Genomic DNA, 17,696 nt, shown 5'->3' with positions numbered 1-17,696 from the left:
TTTCTATTTTTATAGACTATGCCTTCATTATATAAAAGCATGATATTATTTATCGGTGAAATACTAAAATTAGGAGACAATTTTACTAAGTAGGGGATTTTAAATGATAGAAAAATTAAATGCAATATACAATCAGGCTGTAGAAAGAACAAAGGAAAAAATAATTGAAGATATTGAACGTTTTATGGAATGGCATGAACAAAAGCCGAGTCTTACTGAATATTTACAAAAACGAAATCAATTTATTCAACATATATGGAATAATATTTGGTCAAATAAAGCTCAAAGTGCTTTCTCAGTAAAAGAGCGAAAAAAATATTTAATTGAAAAAGGTATTGCGTTTGATGAAACAAATAAGAAACTAGTAAAAAAATTATTTATTAACACGATTATAGAACATCATCCATTTCCTGTGATGGAATGGATAAAACAAAATATAACAGAAGAACTTTGGAATCAATTGTTTGAAGAAACAAAACAAAAGAGAATGGAAATTGAAAAACAACGTCTATTTGAGCAAACTCGACAAACGGTTGAAGCAGAAATTCATAAATTAATAAGAAAACGAATCGACGAGTTTTTTCATCAATTTTATACGTATGTTCGTTATCGTGCTGCAGTCCAACTAAAAAAAGATATGAACGGAACGATTCGCTATAAATTAGTAGGAAGAAATTGGGAAAATGAACGGTTAGTGAAAAATGGATATATACAACCGGAAGTTTATAAGCAAGTCAACCAATTTTTTGAGGAATTTACTGGTGGATACGTTGAAGGATATGATTTTGGAAAACTTTATTGGGACTTCGAAACCTACGGTGACCGATATTTCCATTACATAACAGATTATACATATGATATTTTCACGGATGAATTTGCTGCAAACTTTTCCCACGTTTACACAATATATGAGCGGGAAACGGGAAAGTCTCTTAAACAAAAACGATTTATAAAAATAATATCTGATCAAGTCGAAAAACTGGCTGATGAATTTTACAAACTAATTGCTTACGAATATGTATCCGATTTGTTAGAAACGGCAGAAATCCCTTATGATGTTCTTCCGCACTTACAATTATTAAGTGAACATCAAAAACGTCAAGAAGAGCGAAGGATACAAGAGGAAATTGAAAGAAAACGAAAACAAGAAAAAGAACGACGGATGATGGCCGATGTTTTTGGTCAAGCAACCCGTCCAAAGGGAGACAAATCTGTCCATTATATTCTACATATCGGTGAAACGAATACGGGAAAAACATTCCGTGCATTAGAGAGTCTAAAACAAGCATCATCTGGATGTTATTTAGCCCCCTTGCGCTTACTAGCGTTAGAAGTATATGAAAAGTTAAATGCAGATGGGATACCATGTAATTTAAAAACGGGTGAAGAAGAGAAAGAAACAGATGGGGCCAAACATGTTGCTAGTACTGTCGAGATGTTTTATGAAAAAGATGATTTCAATTGTATTGTTATAGATGAGGCGCAAATGATTGCTGATCAAGAGAGAGGATTTGCCTGGTATCGGGCCATAACAAGTGCTAATGCAAATGAAGTTCATATAATCGGTAGTAAAAATAGTAAAGAAATGCTTCTTCAGTTATTGGAAGGATCTGATATTACTCTTTATGAATATGAGCGAGAAATTCCGTTACGTGTTGAACATAAGAATTTTTCAATTGACCATACAAAAAAGGGCGACGCATTAATTTGTTTTTCTCGAAAACGGGTGTTAGAAACGGCTAGTTTACTTCAAAGACGAAGAAAAAAGGTGAGCATGATTTATGGAAGTATGCCACCGGAAACAAGGAAAAAACAAATCGAAAGGTTTATTAAAGGTGAAACCCATGTTGTTGTTTCAACGGATGCCATTGGAATGGGATTAAACTTACCGATTAAGCGAATTGTATTTTTAGAAAATGAAAAATTTGATGGCATACGGAAACGCCGTTTAACATCGCAGGAAGTAAAACAAATTGCAGGTCGAGCAGGTAGAAAAGGAATTTATAATGTCGGAAAAGTTGCTTTTGTTTACGATTATAAAAAAATGGAAGAGCTATTATTTAAAGAAGATGTTCCTTTAAAAACCTTTACAATTGCGCCAACGAATGCGATGTTGGAACGATTTCAAAAGTATAGTCATCATTTAGGAGACTTTTTTGAATTATGGAAAAAATTTAAAAATCCAAAAGGAACTGTGAAAGCCCCGCTCACGCAAGAACAGGAATTATATGAGTTAATTAAAGATACCGAAATTGAAGCTCGTTTCTCTATTGTAGATTTGTATGGCTTTTTACATTTACCGTTTTCATCAGGGGAAAAAGCTTTAACAGAACTTTGGCTGGAAACAATGCAGGCAATTGTAAACAATGATGAATTACCAGAACCACCAGTGAAAAGAGGTAACCTTGAACAAATTGAACTAACGTATAAAGCCATTGGTTTACATTTATTATTTTTATATAAATTAGGTAAAAAAACGGAAGCGAGTTACTGGGAACGATTGCGCCAGGAAATTAGTGATGAGGCAAACGACTTTTTAAAGAAAGCCCTTGATACGCATAAAAAACAGTGCAAACGTTGCGGTAAAAAATTATCTTTCGATCATCCTTACGCGATTTGTGATCGATGTTACAATAGAAGATTTTATCACGAAAAAAATCACAAATAAAATTGTGATAACATACAAAAATGGATGGAGTGTATATTTGTGCCAAAAGTATTAGTTGATGCTGATGGTTGCCCGGTTATCGATTTAACAATTGAAATAGCAAAGGATTATAATTTGCATGTTATTTTAATTTGTGATACATCTCATCGGATAGAACGGGAGGGGGCTGTAACGGTCCTAGTTGATAAAGGTAACGATGCAGTTGATTTTGTTTTAGTGAATCGGGTTGAAAAAGGAGATATCGTGGTTACGCAAGATTACGGTTTAGCTGCAATGGTGTTAGCGAAAAAAGGTTATGCGATAAATCAAAACGGTTTGGTTTATACTATGGATAATATTGATCGGCTCTTACATATACGACATATTTCCAAAAAGGCAAGAAGATCCGGGAATCGAGTGAAGGGGCCAAAAAAGAGGTCAATAGAAGATGATTATAAATTTGCACATAGCTTCACCCGGTTATGTGAAAATGTATGTAATAATGATAATAATGTTATGTAAACGTGTTGTCATTTAAATGATGGGGCTGAATCTTGTCAGCCCCACTTAATTATTTTCCAATAAACATCTGTGTCCAGTGATAACCAGTTTCTTCAAAACCAACACCGATATGTGTAAAGTTTGGATTTAGGATATTCGCACGGTGACCTTCACTATTCATCCAAGCATTGACTACTTCTTCTGGTGTACGTTGCCCTTGGGCGATATTTTCTCCAGCAGAATTGTATGAGATACCAAAGTCCCTTATCATATCAAATGGTGATCCATAAGTTGGACTCGTATGTGAGAAATAATTGTTTTGTTGCATATCCTCAGATTTTTTTTGCGCCACGTTACTTAATGCCGCGTCAGCAATTAATGGTTTTAATCCATTCTTTTGTCTATGTTGGTTCGTCAAGTCGATCACTTGTTGAGCAAACTCGCTAATTCCTGCGGTCGGCTGTTGAGCTTGTTGATTACGCTCAGCTGTTTGTTGCTTTTGAGTTTCTTGTGGCTCGGTAGGAGGTTGTTGCTGTTTTTCAGCGGCATTTTTCTTTGCTTCAATATTATTGGCATATTCCTTTATTTTATTGATCAGTTGTTTTTTCTTTTCCTCATCTACTTTTACGAAATCGTATTTTGCTTCTTGAATAACAATGGCTTTCGTATGTGGATAATTTTCACTATTTTGATTCGTATTTAATGCAGAAATATTATCGTCATCATGTTTGTTTTGATATTTATTCAGGTTATTACCATACATACGATTTTTATTTGTCACATACTTATATGGATTTTCATTTACATTTTCTGGATATCTTGTATTCGTTACATCATTATCATTGTTCCTTGTATTATCTATCCCATTACATGCTGTTAATAAAAAAGCTGTTGTCGCTATAATAAATAATTTTTGTAAATATTTGTTCAACTTCATCCTCTCCTATCTTTATTATATGGGACATTTTTAGCTTTCATCTTTTATGAAAAAATATAAATGGAAATTATAGATAAGAGAGGACGCTTTTAAAAAATATTGATGTGGATGAATTTATCCATGGTTATGTTAATTCCAATAATGATTTTGAATCTTAAATGATCACTGGTTTCAACAAAACAATAAATTCAAAGGGATGTATTTCCATAAACTCACCATCAAAATATCTCTCATTGTATATCTCCATTTGATTTGACACCATAATTTGCCATCTACTTGAGGTAGGAAGATGAATTTGATACTTTTGATTCGTAGGATTGATATATATCACGAAATCTTCTTCATTTCCTAAAAGGATGTAACCAAAAATAGGAGGAGGCGTATTTAAAATATACAGACACCACAAGATGTCTTCCTTCGTTTGTAGACGAAAATGTTTATAATTTTTTCTTAACTTAATAAGAGCTTTGACATATTCAATGTTAGCTAGTTCTTCTTCCCGTTTTAACCAGTTTAGCTCATTTATATGATCACCAGCATTATAACTATTTTCAACACCGCTTTTTGTTCGAAACCATTCTTGACCACCATGAATAAAAGGAACACCTTGAGCTAGAATGGTAATCCCTGTTGCAATTTGATGCATTTTTTTCCTAATATGTGCGGGTTCATCATTGTTTGTCAATGCTAAACGGTCCCATAATGTATGATTATCATGACATTCGACATAATTGACCGTTTGTGTGGGTTCTGAAACAACAGGGTTTCCAAATTTTTCCAAACAGCATCCGGATATTAGGGCAGGTAATCTTTCAAAAAATGTACCATATCCATTGGCATATCCTCGTTCAAAGGCATTGAATAATCCACCTTTTAACGTATCTCTAAAGTAGTCATTAAAAAACCGGATTCCTTTTAAATTATGTGAGTTGTTCATTGTCGCTTTTTTTTCTGGAGATAGCGGTGTCGGCATATCCCAACCTTCACCTAGTAGCATGATTGGTGTTTTTTCTTGTAAACATCTGTTCCTTATTTCAATCATTGTGTCGATATCGAGAATCCCCATTAAATCAAAGCGAAAGCCATCAACTTTATATTCTGTCAGCCAAAAATCAACGGTATCTAATATAAATTTTCTTGCCATGATTCGTTCGGAAGCAAAGTCATTTCCACAACCACTACTATTAGCAAGCATACCATTTTCATGAAAACGGAAATAATATCCAGGAACTAATTTTTCAAAATTTGTCTCTTCAATTGTTTCTTTTATAAAAACATGATTAAAGACGACATCGATAATAATTGCTATACCAACTTCATGAAATGCATGGATCATCCTTTTACATTCATCGATACGTTTAATCGGGTCATTTGTACAAGTTGCGTAACTTCCTTCAGGAACTTGATAAAGAAGTGGATCATATCCCCAATTGTAATTCATTTTCGGATTTAGTTCATCAACCCTTGCAAAATCATTAATTGGCAGTAGTTCAACATGGGTAACTCCTAATTCAATCAAATAATCTAAGCCTGTGGAATAGCCGTTTTTTGTTTTTGTATTTTTTTCTGTTAAACCGAGAAATTTTCCTTTATTTGATATCCCACTGTCATTGTTTATTGTGGCATCTCTGACAGAAAGTTCATAAATGATAGCATCTTGTAAATTCCCTTTAAAAGGTCGATTTTCTATTTTTCTAAAAGTACGTGAAAAATCAACAATGACTCCACTTTTCGTGTTTGCTAAACTTGATTTCGCATACGGATCAATGACCTGATGGACCTTCCCATTTACAGCTACTTCAAATTCATACATATACCCATGCCAATCACCTGGAATTGTAATGGTCCATATGCCTTTTTCCTTTCGATTCATTGGGTATTTTGTCGTATTGATAATCACTTGCACTTTAGTTGCAGTTGGTGCCCAAACAGTAAACGTTGTCGAGTGCTTGGAACAAATGGCACCTAGTTGTGCATCTGGAGCAGTATAATGTTTTTCGAACCATGGCGTACGGACTATTTTTCCTGCATAAATAGGGATTTCCAATTCCTTCCATTGTAAAAATAACGTTTCACCTAAAGGAAGTTCTTTTTCATAAAAGAAATGCACGGTTTGGTCATTGACAAGCTGTTTTCCAGTGATTGGTATAGATTGATCTTTATCTTTCCAATACACTACAGGCAAGTTCATTTCATGAACATTTAAGGCGCACGCATCAAAATTGACTGTAAGCATATGAATATCATCAATCCATGCGATAGGTTGTTCCACTATTAGCACCTCATTTGTATACGTTTTCACACTTTGTTATCTTAAGATAAATTAACAAACCATTTATATTCACTTCAAACCCAATTTATATAATTTTAACAGAAAGAAAAATAAATGAAACCTTTCACAAAGATTTTTATTTTTGAATAATTTGTCGAATGATAACTATTGAAATAATAAAGAAAATATATATAATTAGCATTAATTATAAAAATAAAAGAACGAATTTTTTTTCTTTAAGAAAGGAGGGATAATTTGTACTATAATATTTCGGAAACAGATATCTATCTATTTCATCAAGGTACAAATTATTATTCTTATAAAATGTTAGGTTGCCATCATATATTATGGAAAGGTCAACTAGGGTTTCGCTTTTCAACATGGGCACCCCATGCAAAAAAGGTTTCCGTTGTTGGTGATTTTAACAACTGGAATCCAAATCGTCACCAATTACATAAAGTTAATAATGAAGGGCTCTGGATCGGTTTTTTTACCGATGTTCCGGAAGCAGTAAATTATAAATATGCGATTATTACTGCAGATGGTCAGGAAATTCTAAAAGCTGATCCATATGCTTTTTATTCTGAATTACGGCCCAATACAGCATCGATTACAACAAAAGCATCACGTTTCCATTGGACAGATAAGAAGTGGAGGCAACAAAGAAAAAAGTTCAATCCCTATTCTTCTCCTATTTCTATCTATGAAGTTCATCTGGGAACGTGGAAGAAAAAAGAGGGTAAATTTTATACATATCGAGAACTAGCGCATGAGCTAATACCATATGTGAAAAAATTAGGTTTTACACATATTGAATTACTTCCATTGTCAGAACATCCCTTTGATTTATCATGGGGATATCAAATTACCGGTTATTATTCTGTAACTTCACGTTATGGAACCCCAGAGGAATTTAAATATTTCGTTAATGAGTGTCATAATCATAATATAGGTGTCATCATGGATTGGGTGCCTGGACATTTTTGTAAAGATGCACATGGATTAAGAAAGTTTGATGGTCAGCCTTTATACGAATATCAAGATCCAAAAAAAGCTGAAAAACATGGATGGGGGACACTTGCTTTTGATTTTGGAAGACCTGAAGTACAAAGTTTTTTAATATCTAATGCGATCTATTGGATTGAAGAGTTTCACATTGACGGTTTACGTGTTGATGCGGTTGCGAGTATGATGTATCTGAATTTTGATCGACCCGAATGGGAGGAAAAAATATATAACTCCTTTGGTGATGAAATAAATTTAGAAGCATTAGCGTTTATTCGGAAGTTGAATAAGGTTGTTTTTGAAAAGGAACCAAACTTTTTAATGATGGCGGAAGATAGTTCTGATTACCCATTAGTTACTGCTCCAACCTATCTAGGTGGATTAGGCTTTAATTATAAATGGAATATGGGCTGGATGAACGATATGTTGAAATATATGAAAAAGGATCCAGTCTATCGTAAATGGCATCATCAGTTAATTACATTTTCTTATATGTATGCTTTTTCTGAAAATTTTTTGCTACCCTTATCACATGATGAGGTTGTCCATGGGAAAAAATCACTTCTTGATAAAATGCCGGGTGACCAATGGCAACAATTTGCCAATCTCCGTTTGCTCTATGGGTATATGTTTACTCACCCAGGAAAGAAATTATTGTTTATGGGAGGAGAGTTTGGTCAATATGCAGAATGGAAAGATAAAGAGCAATTAGATTGGCATTTATTTGAGTATCCGTTACATAATCAAATGTACCATTATTTTAAAACTTTAAACCATTTTTATCGAAAACATTCAGAACTTTATGAATTAGACCACGATTCACAAGGGTTTGAGTGGATTGATCCGCATAATATCGAACAAAGCATAATCGCCTTTATTCGTCGCAATAAAGCAAATGAAGAATTAATTGTCATTTGTAATTTTACACCTGTTGTGTACTACGATTATAAAATCGGAGTTCCACAACCAGGAACTTATGTTGAAATTTTTAATTCAGATGCAGTTCAATATGGTGGATCTGGTCAGACCAGTGAAAGTGAACATTTTAGTATACCTAAAAAATGGCATGGTTTTGGTCAACATATCAAAGTAAAAATTCCACCATTGGCAATTGCAATATATAAAAAAATAAAAGAAGAAAAAGAGGAGGAGATCTCTTGAAAGAATGTGTCGGAATGTTATTGGCTGGTGGGGAAGGGAAAAGACTTGGATTGTTAACCCATGATTTAGCAAAACCTGCAGTACCCTTTGGAGGTAAATATCGTATTATTGATTTTACTTTAAGTAATTGTACAAATTCTAGCATCTTTACGGTCGGTGTACTTACACAATATTCACCTTTAGAACTTACAAAACATATTGGCAATGGTCAGCCGTGGGAAATGAATCGCAGTGACGGTGGGATTACGGTTTTATCTCCTTATACAGCAAAACATGGTGGAGACTGGTATTCTGGTACTGCCGATGCCATTTACCAAAATATCCATTTTATCGAACAATATAATCCAAAATATGTCCTTGTTATGTCTGGTGATCATATTTATCAAATGGATTACCAACAACTATTAAAACAGCATAAAGAAATGAAGGCAGATGCAACAATTTCAGTGATTGAAGTTCCATGGGAAGAAGCATCTCGCTTTGGCATTTTAAATACAAATGAAAAGTTAAAAATCTATGAATTTGAAGAGAAACCAAAACAGCCGAAAAATAATTTGGCATCAATGGGAATATATGTGTTTACATGGGAAGTTTTAAAAAGATATTTAATTAAAGATGCACAGTTAAGCACTTCAAGCCATGATTTTGGTAAAGATATCATTCCGGCAATGCTACATGACGGATTAAAATTATACGCTTTTAAATTCCAAGGATATTGGAAAGATGTTGGAACAATCCAAAGTTATTGGGAAGCAAATATGGATTTGTTAAAAGAAGATAGTGAGTTAGATTTAGACAATAAAAAATGGCGTATTTATACAAATAATTCACATTTCCCTCCTCAATTTATTTGTGGAAGTGCAACGGTAAAAAATTCAATTGTCAATGATGGATGTAAAATTTTAGGTGGGGGCATTGAGAAGTCGATTCTATTTCGTGATGTAGAAATTCAAAAAGATGCGGTTGTCACCCAATCGATTCTACATTCTGGTGTAAAAGTAGGAAGAAAGTGCGTATTAGAGAAAGTAATCGTTATGGAAAACACAATTATACCAGATGGTACACATATTGTTGCAGCATCTAGTGATGATCCAGTGGTTATCAATCAAGAAATATTGGAACAAAAAACATATGTCATTGGCGGTGAAAATCGATGAAACGATTAATGGGACTTATTAATTTAGATCATGAACATCATTTATTTAATGAATTAACGTACTTTCGCAATAGTGCATCAATTCCTTTTGCCGGAAGATACAGACTAATCGATTTTACATTGTCAAATATCGTGAATACTGGAATAGAAGAAGTAGCCATCTTTGTTCGGAACAAATATCGATCATTACTTGATCATCTAGGCACAGGAGAAAATTGGGATTTGAACCGAAGAAACGGTGGTTTATTTATCCTACCTCCGGACTGGCATGATCCTTCCGATAAATCAAAGGGAGATTTACAATTTTTCCATAATAATCGTGATTATTTTCATCGTAGTAATGCCGAGTATGTTTTAATCAGTGGAAGTCAGTTTATTACCAACACTGATTATAAAGAAGCCTTTCAATTTCATTTAGATCGTGGTGCTGATGTAACCTTAATTTCGACACAAGTGGAAAAGCTTCTACCCGAACACGAACGTTTTTTCAAAGTAGAGGCAGACGATTTGGGATGGGTTAAAAACATAACGAATGATAAACATAATCCATTAATTTTTACCGGTATTTATATCATAAACAAGGAACTGTTAATGAAACTCGTTGATGAATGTATTGCTTATCATAAAGATCACTTTTTTGTACACGGTGTTGCGGAAAAAATCAATCAACTTAAAATTCAAAATTATCGGTACCGTGGTTATAGTGCATTTATCAATTCTATAGAAAGTTATTATCGACAAAATATGAAATTATTATGCTTAGAAGACTACGAGAAATTATTTTATCAGAAACATTTAGTGCGGACGAAAATTTCGAATAATCCATCTGTACAATATAAAAAGCATGCGCAAGTAAATCGTTCTATATTGGCAAATGGATGTGTCATCAATGGGAAAATTGAAGGAAGCATATTATTTAGAGGAGTCGAAGTTCATAAAGGTTCTTCAATAAAAAATTCAATTATCATGCAACGATGCACAATTGAAGAAGATGTTTATTTAGAAAATGTCATTCTTGATAAAGATGTTCAAATTACGAAAGGCCAACGATTAATTGGTTCTCCAGATAAACCTTTTGTTGTTGCGAAACGACAAGTCATTTAGATTATATAAATTATTTTAGTAGGGAGGAGAGAGAAAAATTGGAAAAAGTACTTTTTGTAGCATCGGAATGTGCACCATTTATAAAAACTGGGGGCTTAGGGGATGTTGTTGGCTCTCTTCCTCAAAGTTTAAAAGAACATGAAAATATCGATGTTCGTGTCATTTTACCATTTTATGATGAAATGAGTGAAGAATGGAAAAGGAAAGTTGAGTATTTGACAACATTGAATGTAAAACTAGGTTGGCGCAATCAAGAAGCTACCATATATTGGTTGAAATACAATCACATTATTTATTATTTCATTGCCAACGACTATTATTTTACGAGGAAAGGTATATATGGCTATTATGATGATGGCGAAAGATTTGTCTTTTTCTCCCATGCCGTTATCGAAAGCCTTAAAGTCTTGGATTTCCAACCAGATATTTTACACGGTCACGACTGGCAAGCAGGAATCGCTGTTGCATTAGCAAAAATATTGCAGCCGACTCCAAATTTAAAAACTGTCTTAACAATTCATAATATAAAATATCAAGGCATTATGCCATTGGACATGTTTGATGACTTTTTCTTATTACCAAGGGAACATGTAAGTGGGATGGAATGGAACAGCATGTTAAATTGTTTAAAAGCGGGCATATTTCATGCTGATAAAGTGACAACCGTTAGTCCATCGTATGCAGAAGAAATTCAATATCCATATTATAGTGAAGGGCTCCATCCAATCTTGAAACAAAAAGCCCAAAGTTTGCAAGGTATTATAAATGGGATCGATACGAAAGTGTATAACCCTTTAACAGACCCTTTTATCCCGGTAAATTATCGTTCTGCTCGTAGTAAAAAGAAAGACAATAAAGTGTATCTGCAAGAAGAATTAGGATTGCCGATTGATCGTGAAAAACCACTTTATATTTTAATTTCTCGATTAGTCGAACAAAAAGGTATTCATTTGTTAATGCATATTTTTGATGAATTTATCCAAAGTGATGTTCAGTTTATTGTTCTTGGTACAGGAGAAGCACAGTTTGAAAACTTTTTTAAATATGTCAATGATCAGTATCCTGATAAAGTTCGGTCCTTAATTACCTTTAGTGAATCCTATGCAAGGAAAATGTATGCGGCTGCAGACTTCTTTCTCATGCCATCTAAATTTGAACCTTGTGGACTATCTCAACTAATTGCCTTGCAATATAAAACAGTACCAATTGTAAGAGAAACAGGTGGTTTAAGAGATACGATACAACCGTATAATGAAATAACAGGAGAAGGGAATGGGTTTAGTTTTTCAAACTATAATGCCCATGATTTTCTACATGTTTTACGTTATTCTTTAGATATTTACTACCGACCTGAGCATTTTCAACAATTGTTAAAAAATGTGAATAAAAGTCAATTTAGCTGGAAAGATTCTGCAAAGGAATATGCTCATTTATATAAAACTCTATTACCGACAACGATCACCATTTAAGGAGGTACTTGGTTGAGTACAGGATCAGTATACACTACGGAATGGCTAAAGAAACGTGTTATCGAAGTGATTTCAAAACAATTTGGAAAATCAGTTAAAGAAGCTTCAAAAAAAGATATGTATTTCGCCCTAGCTAATGTTGTAAACAGTGAAATTCGCGAAAAGTGGCAAAATACGAATAAAAAATATAACGAGAATGGTCATAAGCAGCTTTATTATTTATCAATGGAGTTTTTAATTGGTCGGTTATTAAGAAATAACTTATTAAATTGTGGGTTATTGCAAGTTACTGAAAAAGTGATGGAAGAATTAGGATTTCAATTAGACGCTATATTAGAAGAAGAGGAAGATGCAGGGTTAGGGAATGGGGGATTGGGTAGACTAGCTGCCTGTTTTCTTGATTCTCTTGCTTCATTAAAATATCCTGGTCACGGATTTGGGATCCGCTATCGATATGGTTTATTTGAACAAAGAATTATACATGGTAATCAAGTAGAATTGCCGGATAATTGGCTTACAGAACCATATCCTTGGGAAACGAGGAAAGAAGATGAGGCCATTATTGTCCAATTTCATGGCAATGTCCACATGTTTAAGCGAAATGACGGTTCGTTAGAATTTAAATATGAAAATACAGATAAAGTTTTGGCGATACCGTATGATGTACCTATAGTTGGTTATCAAAATGATACGGTAAATACATTACGGCTTTGGAGTGCAGAACCAATTTATTACGATAAGGTCGATAGTTTGGACGATATGTTTTTCAGGGATTTAAACCATCAACATTCGATCGAACAAATTTCTGGATTTCTTTACCCTGATGATTCTAGTTTAGAAGGAAAAGAATTACGATTAAAGCAACAATACTTTCTAACTTCGGCAACAATCCAACATATTATTAAACAATTTAAAAACAATTACAGACTCCCTTTAACAAGGCTACATGAAAAAGTTGTTATTCAAATTAATGATACTCATCCAACCCTTGCCATACCAGAATTAATGAGAATATTAATGGATGAGGAGAGATTCGGATGGGACGAAGCCTGGGAAATTACCACGAACGTTTTTGCATACACGAATCATACAATTATGGAAGAAGCATTGGAAACTTGGCCAATTGATTTGTTTAAAAATCTCTTACCAAGAATATATATGATTGTTCATGAAATCAATGAACGATTTTGTAAAAGACTTTGGTTTGATTATCCGGAAATGCGTGAAAGAATCCCGAATATGGCGATCATCGCATATGGAAAAATCCACATGGCCCGACTTGCTATGGTCGGCAGCTTTTCAGTCAATGGTGTCGCCAAACTTCATACCAAAATTTTAAAAGAAAAAGTCATGAATGATTTTTACACTATTGAACCGCATAAATTTAACAATAAAACGAATGGAATTACGCATAGACGCTGGCTATTACAAATTAATCCGAAGCTTGGTAATTTAATAACGGAATTAATCGGACCGCAATGGATTCTCCGACCAAAACAGATGATCCATTTATTAAAGTATTCCAAGGATAGGACAATCCTTGAAAAATTCGATAGGGTTAAAAACAAAAATAAACAAACATTAGCCAATTATATTTATGAACAAACAGGCATAAAAGTGGATACAAGTTCGATTTTTGATGTACATATTAAACGACTCCATGAATATAAACGTCAATTGTTAAATGTTTTTCATATCATTTATTTATATCATGAATTGAAGGATAATCCGAATTTAGATATTACGCCTCGGACATTTATCTTTGGAGCAAAAGCAGCACCAGGTTATCATATTGCAAAAGAAATCATTAAATTAATTAATAGTGTGGCAACAAAAGTAAATAATGATCCAGATGTAAAGGACAAACTAAAAGTTATCTTTTTAGAAAATTATAATGTTAGTCTAGCTGAGAAAATTATACCTGCTGCTGATGTGAGTGAGCAAATTTCGACAGCTAGTAAAGAAGCATCTGGGACCGGGAATATGAAGTTAATGATGAATGGTGCATTAACCATTGGAACGTTGGATGGTGCAAATGTAGAAATTTGTGAACTCGTTGGTAAAGAAAACATGTTTATTTTTGGTCTTAAAGCTGAAGAAGTGATCGCTTTTTATGAACAAGGGGGCTATGATGCAAGGGATATTTATAATACCGATGACCGAATTCGACGTATAATGGATTTATTAAATGACGGGGAATTCGGTAAGCAAAGTATTGAATTTAAGGATATTTATTATCATATTTTGTATCATAATGATCCTTACTTTGTCCTTAAAGATTTTGAATCTTATTTGGAAGCCCATGAATTAATTGATCAAACATATCGCGATAAGTACACTTGGACCCATAAAAGTGCTGTGAATATTGCCCATTCAGGGAAATTTTCCAGCGATCAAACGATCCAAGAATATGTGAATGATATTTGGAAAATTAAAAAACTTTAAAAGATTATAAGGGTATAGTAACAATCTGTCGCAAGCCTATTTAGGCTTGGAAACGGATTGCTTACTATACCTTTATTTTTATAAAAATTCCATAAACAAACAATCATAAACTTTATGTTACTAGACAGAATGTAGTTAAAGGTAAATTATGATTGATCATCAAAATAAGGTAGGTGAAAAAATGGTGCTGTTTCAATCAAATGATCATTATATGCCTGGAGATATTGTCTATGTCATTTATAGAAATCCACATACACAAAACGTTGCCAATATACAAGAAGCGGCGGTTGTACGCCACCCAGAAAACGAAAATGAATTAGCACTTTTTTTATATGAAACCTATTATCCACTTACAGATGAAATTGCTGTTTTTAAAACGGAAACGGAAGCGCAAGCAGCCTATGAATACTATTTTGGTGATGAAGAACAAGAATCGTTTTTCGGATAATTTATTTCAATAAAAGGAAAGGGATGTGTATGGTTAAACCATTTATTCCAAAATTAGTATATTTTGAGCCAAAAGCACTGGACTATCCATTAGGGCAGCAATTATTTGAAAAATTTAAAAACATGAATATTGAAATTCGATATACTACATCACATAATCAAATCCGGAATTTACCAGGTGAAAATGATTTCCAAAAATATCGTGTTGCCAAATCGACATTAGTTGTCGGCATTAGAAAGACTTTAAAGTTCGATACTTCCAAACCGTCTGCAGAATATGCCATACCGCTTGCTACGGGCTGTATGGGACATTGTCATTATTGTTACTTACAAACAACCATGGGCTCAAAACCATATATACGGACATATGTTAATGTTGAGGAAATTTTAGAGCAGGCTGATAAATATATGGAAGAACGTGCCCCAGAAATTACAAGATTTGAGGCAGCATGTACTTCAGATATTGTCGGCATTGATCATTTAACCCATACATTAAAGAGGGCCATTGAACATTTCGGACAGTCAGATCTTGGTCAGCTTAGGTTTGTTACTAAATTTGAACATGTCGACCATTTACTTGATGCAAAACATAATGGGAAAACAAGATTCCGTTTCAGTATTAATGCTGATTATGTAATACGCTATTTTGAACCAGGAACATCACGGCTTGATAAAAGAATTGAAGCAGCTGCAAAAGTTGCTAAGGCAGGGTACCCTTTAGGTTTTATTGTTGCACCAATCTACTTACATGAAGGTTGGGAAGAAGGATATTATCAAATGTTTGAAAAATTAGATGCGGAACTTCCTCAAGAAGCTAGAAAAGATATCACATTTGAATTTATACAACATCGATTTACAAAACCAGCGAAACGAGTGATACAAAAAAACTATCCAATGACAAAATTAGAACTAGATGAAGAAAAAAGAAAATATAAATGGGGGAGATACGGTATAGGGAAGTATGTTTATCGTACTGAGCAACAAGAGGATATCAAATCCCATTTACAAGAATATATGCATAAATTTTTCCCTCATGCAAAATTAGAATATTTCACATAATTTTATTATGTCAACGAAATCTGTTCTCTTTTTAATTAAAATCTTGTCCTTCTTTCCCCTCTTCTGTCATATATTAGAATTTGAGGGGGAGGACAAGCGATGTTTCATTTGTTTGACAAAGCCATTTTAGGCATGTCAATTTTACGTTTATTATCAGGAACGATTGAAATTATTGTTGCGTTGGTCATATTAAAATTAAATCATGTTGAAAAAGCATTAATGATCAATAGTATGTTAGCTATTGTAGGACCAATCATTTTAATTTTAACAACATCTATTGGTTTAATTGGACTTGCGGACAAAATATCCCTTACTAAAATCTTTTGGATTGTTATTGGCATTTGCTTTATTCTCTATGGAGTCAATAGTAAATAGGTAAAACCTTTCATTTAACATCTGGAATACAATCTCTAATATTACGATTTTCTTGATAGATGGACAAGTGCTTTAAAAACCGTTTTATTATCCATCTCATTCATTCCTTCTATGAAGAACAAACCAGTGTTGCTATTGGAGTGTTCTTTATAAATTGTAATGGTATCCCCTGGTAATGCTTCATTAATAAAATGCATTTCTATTGATTGAATTTGATTTTGTTTATGTTCGTCGATTGAAAAACAATCCATAATGAAATCTACATATTTTGAATTATTTAAATGGCCATTAAAATCAATATCACTATACCCTATCACTTTTTTATAGACTTCTTTTAACTGTCCAAACCCCTTTAATTTACCAAGTCTCACATCAATAGCACGTTCTTTGATCTTTTCTGGATATTGTAAGCCGATTGTTTCTGCTCGTTTTAACCGTCTTTCTTTAAGATCCATAATAACCCATACAGATACAGCACGGATTATAATATTGCCATTTTTATCCCTAACAAGAAAATCTCTTTGGAACTCAACTCGATTTGGTTCAATTGGCCATGTTTCGATGGTCATTTCTTCATCCCATTTTGGCATTCGTTCAATATCAACGCGAATTCTCAAAAGAATCCATGCTACTCCGAACTCCTTCGCTAATCGTTCAATCCCATAACCTAAATGATCTGCCGCAAGACTAGCCACATCTTGAAAATAACTGAATAGTGAACTAAGTTTCAAATGCCTAGTAAAATCTACATCTCTTAAATCAACATGACTTTTTGTACGGAAAATACTTTCTTTTACTGTACTCATTGTCTACTTCCTCTCTAATGCACTTAGAAATTTATACTTTAACAATAATCTATCAGAAATAGAACTCATTTTCTATTTTCTTCTTTCGTTTGTCATCTAAAGTTTAATGAAGTCTTTCCACAGAAGAAGCAGTAATTTTTTTAAGATAAATGTAAGAAAATATAAAAAACGCCTTATATTAAGGCGTTTCAGACTGTCGACAAACCCCAACTCAAATGCTTCATTTGAGTTGGGATTTGTCTTTTTTTGCTCATCATTTTCTAAGATTCTTATCTTATTTAGGCTGGACATGGTCTTTTCCATGTCCAGTTT

The 17,696-nt window shown here is 33.4% G+C and carries 14 protein-coding genes; 10 read left to right on the top strand and 4 right to left on the bottom strand.

Annotated elements, in window-relative coordinates; genetic code table 11:
- Positions 1 to 103 precede the first annotated feature (103 nt).
- Positions 104 to 2,668 carry a helicase-related protein gene (locus OEV82_RS00955; protein WP_263060719.1) on the top strand — a complete coding sequence of 855 codons (2,565 nt, stop codon included), beginning with the start codon at positions 104 to 106 and terminating at the stop codon, positions 2,666 to 2,668.
- Between the two features lie 39 nt (positions 2,669 to 2,707).
- On the top strand, positions 2,708 to 3,169 hold the full coding sequence (locus OEV82_RS00950) for a YaiI/YqxD family protein (protein WP_173661489.1): 462 nt from the start codon (positions 2,708 to 2,710) through the stop codon (positions 3,167 to 3,169).
- 49 nt (positions 3,170 to 3,218) lie between these two features.
- Here the strand turns inward: OEV82_RS00950 and OEV82_RS00945 are convergent, their stop codons facing one another.
- Complete coding sequence (locus OEV82_RS00945) at positions 3,219 to 4,079, bottom strand: CAP domain-containing protein (RefSeq protein WP_407672713.1); 861 nt, start codon at positions 4,077 to 4,079, stop codon at positions 3,219 to 3,221.
- A 160-nt stretch (positions 4,080 to 4,239) separates the two neighbouring features.
- Positions 4,240 to 6,357, bottom strand: a complete 2,118-nt coding sequence (gene pulA / locus OEV82_RS00940; protein WP_263060718.1) for a type I pullulanase — start codon at positions 6,355 to 6,357, stop codon at positions 4,240 to 4,242.
- Between the two features lie 255 nt (positions 6,358 to 6,612).
- On the opposite strand from pulA, the gene glgB reads away from it, so the two are divergent.
- The 8 genes from glgB to OEV82_RS00900 all read left to right on the top strand — a co-directional run bounded on the left by glgB (position 6,613) and on the right by OEV82_RS00900 (position 16,578).
- The gene (gene glgB / locus OEV82_RS00935) at positions 6,613 to 8,523 is read left to right on the top strand and encodes a 1,4-alpha-glucan branching protein GlgB (protein ID WP_263060717.1); all 1,911 of its coding nucleotides are present in this window, start codon (positions 6,613 to 6,615) and stop codon (positions 8,521 to 8,523) included.
- On the top strand, positions 8,520 to 9,680 hold the full coding sequence (locus OEV82_RS00930; RefSeq protein WP_263060716.1) for a glucose-1-phosphate adenylyltransferase: 1,161 nt from the start codon (positions 8,520 to 8,522) through the stop codon (positions 9,678 to 9,680). Before glgB ends, OEV82_RS00930 begins: the two co-directional genes overlap by 4 nt.
- A complete protein-coding gene (gene glgD / locus OEV82_RS00925; protein ID WP_263060715.1) occupies positions 9,677 to 10,783 on the top strand; it encodes a glucose-1-phosphate adenylyltransferase subunit GlgD in 1,107 nt (368 codons plus the stop codon). The genes OEV82_RS00930 and glgD overlap by 4 nt, the downstream gene beginning before the upstream one ends.
- A gap of 38 nt (positions 10,784 to 10,821) precedes the next feature.
- A complete protein-coding gene (glgA, locus tag OEV82_RS00920) occupies positions 10,822 to 12,252 on the top strand; it encodes a glycogen synthase GlgA (protein ID WP_173661499.1) in 1,431 nt (476 codons plus the stop codon).
- 12 nt (positions 12,253 to 12,264) lie between these two features.
- Entirely contained in the window at positions 12,265 to 14,697 is a 2,433-nt protein-coding gene (locus OEV82_RS00915) for a glycogen/starch/alpha-glucan phosphorylase (RefSeq protein ID WP_263060714.1), read from the top strand.
- A 148-nt stretch (positions 14,698 to 14,845) separates the two neighbouring features.
- Complete coding sequence (locus tag OEV82_RS00910) at positions 14,846 to 15,145, top strand: transcriptional regulator SplA domain-containing protein (protein WP_377701692.1); 300 nt, start codon at positions 14,846 to 14,848, stop codon at positions 15,143 to 15,145.
- Positions 15,146 to 15,174: 29 nt separating this feature from the next.
- Entirely contained in the window at positions 15,175 to 16,203 is a 1,029-nt protein-coding gene (gene splB, locus OEV82_RS00905) for a spore photoproduct lyase (protein WP_263060713.1), read from the top strand.
- Between the two features lie 99 nt (positions 16,204 to 16,302).
- A complete protein-coding gene (locus tag OEV82_RS00900; RefSeq protein WP_173661506.1) occupies positions 16,303 to 16,578 on the top strand; it encodes a YqhV family protein in 276 nt (91 codons plus the stop codon).
- 41 nt (positions 16,579 to 16,619) lie between these two features.
- Here the strand turns inward: OEV82_RS00900 and OEV82_RS00895 are convergent, their stop codons facing one another.
- Both OEV82_RS00895 and OEV82_RS00890 read right to left on the bottom strand, forming a co-directional pair.
- Positions 16,620 to 17,384, bottom strand: coding sequence for an acyl-[acyl-carrier-protein] thioesterase (locus OEV82_RS00895; RefSeq protein WP_173661508.1), 765 nt, complete (start codon positions 17,382 to 17,384; stop codon positions 16,620 to 16,622).
- Positions 17,385 to 17,480: 96 nt separating this feature from the next.
- A partial coding sequence (locus OEV82_RS00890) for a hypothetical protein (protein ID WP_263060712.1) occupies positions 17,481 to 17,696 on the bottom strand: 216 nt, incomplete at its 5' end.

It is taken from the genome of Pallidibacillus thermolactis, assembly GCF_025660415.1.
Classification (GTDB): domain Bacteria; phylum Bacillota; class Bacilli; order Bacillales; family Caldibacillaceae; genus Pallidibacillus; species Pallidibacillus thermolactis.
The sequence above is the reverse complement of the archived record's forward strand: the minus strand, read 5'-3'. Positions and strand labels throughout refer to the sequence as shown.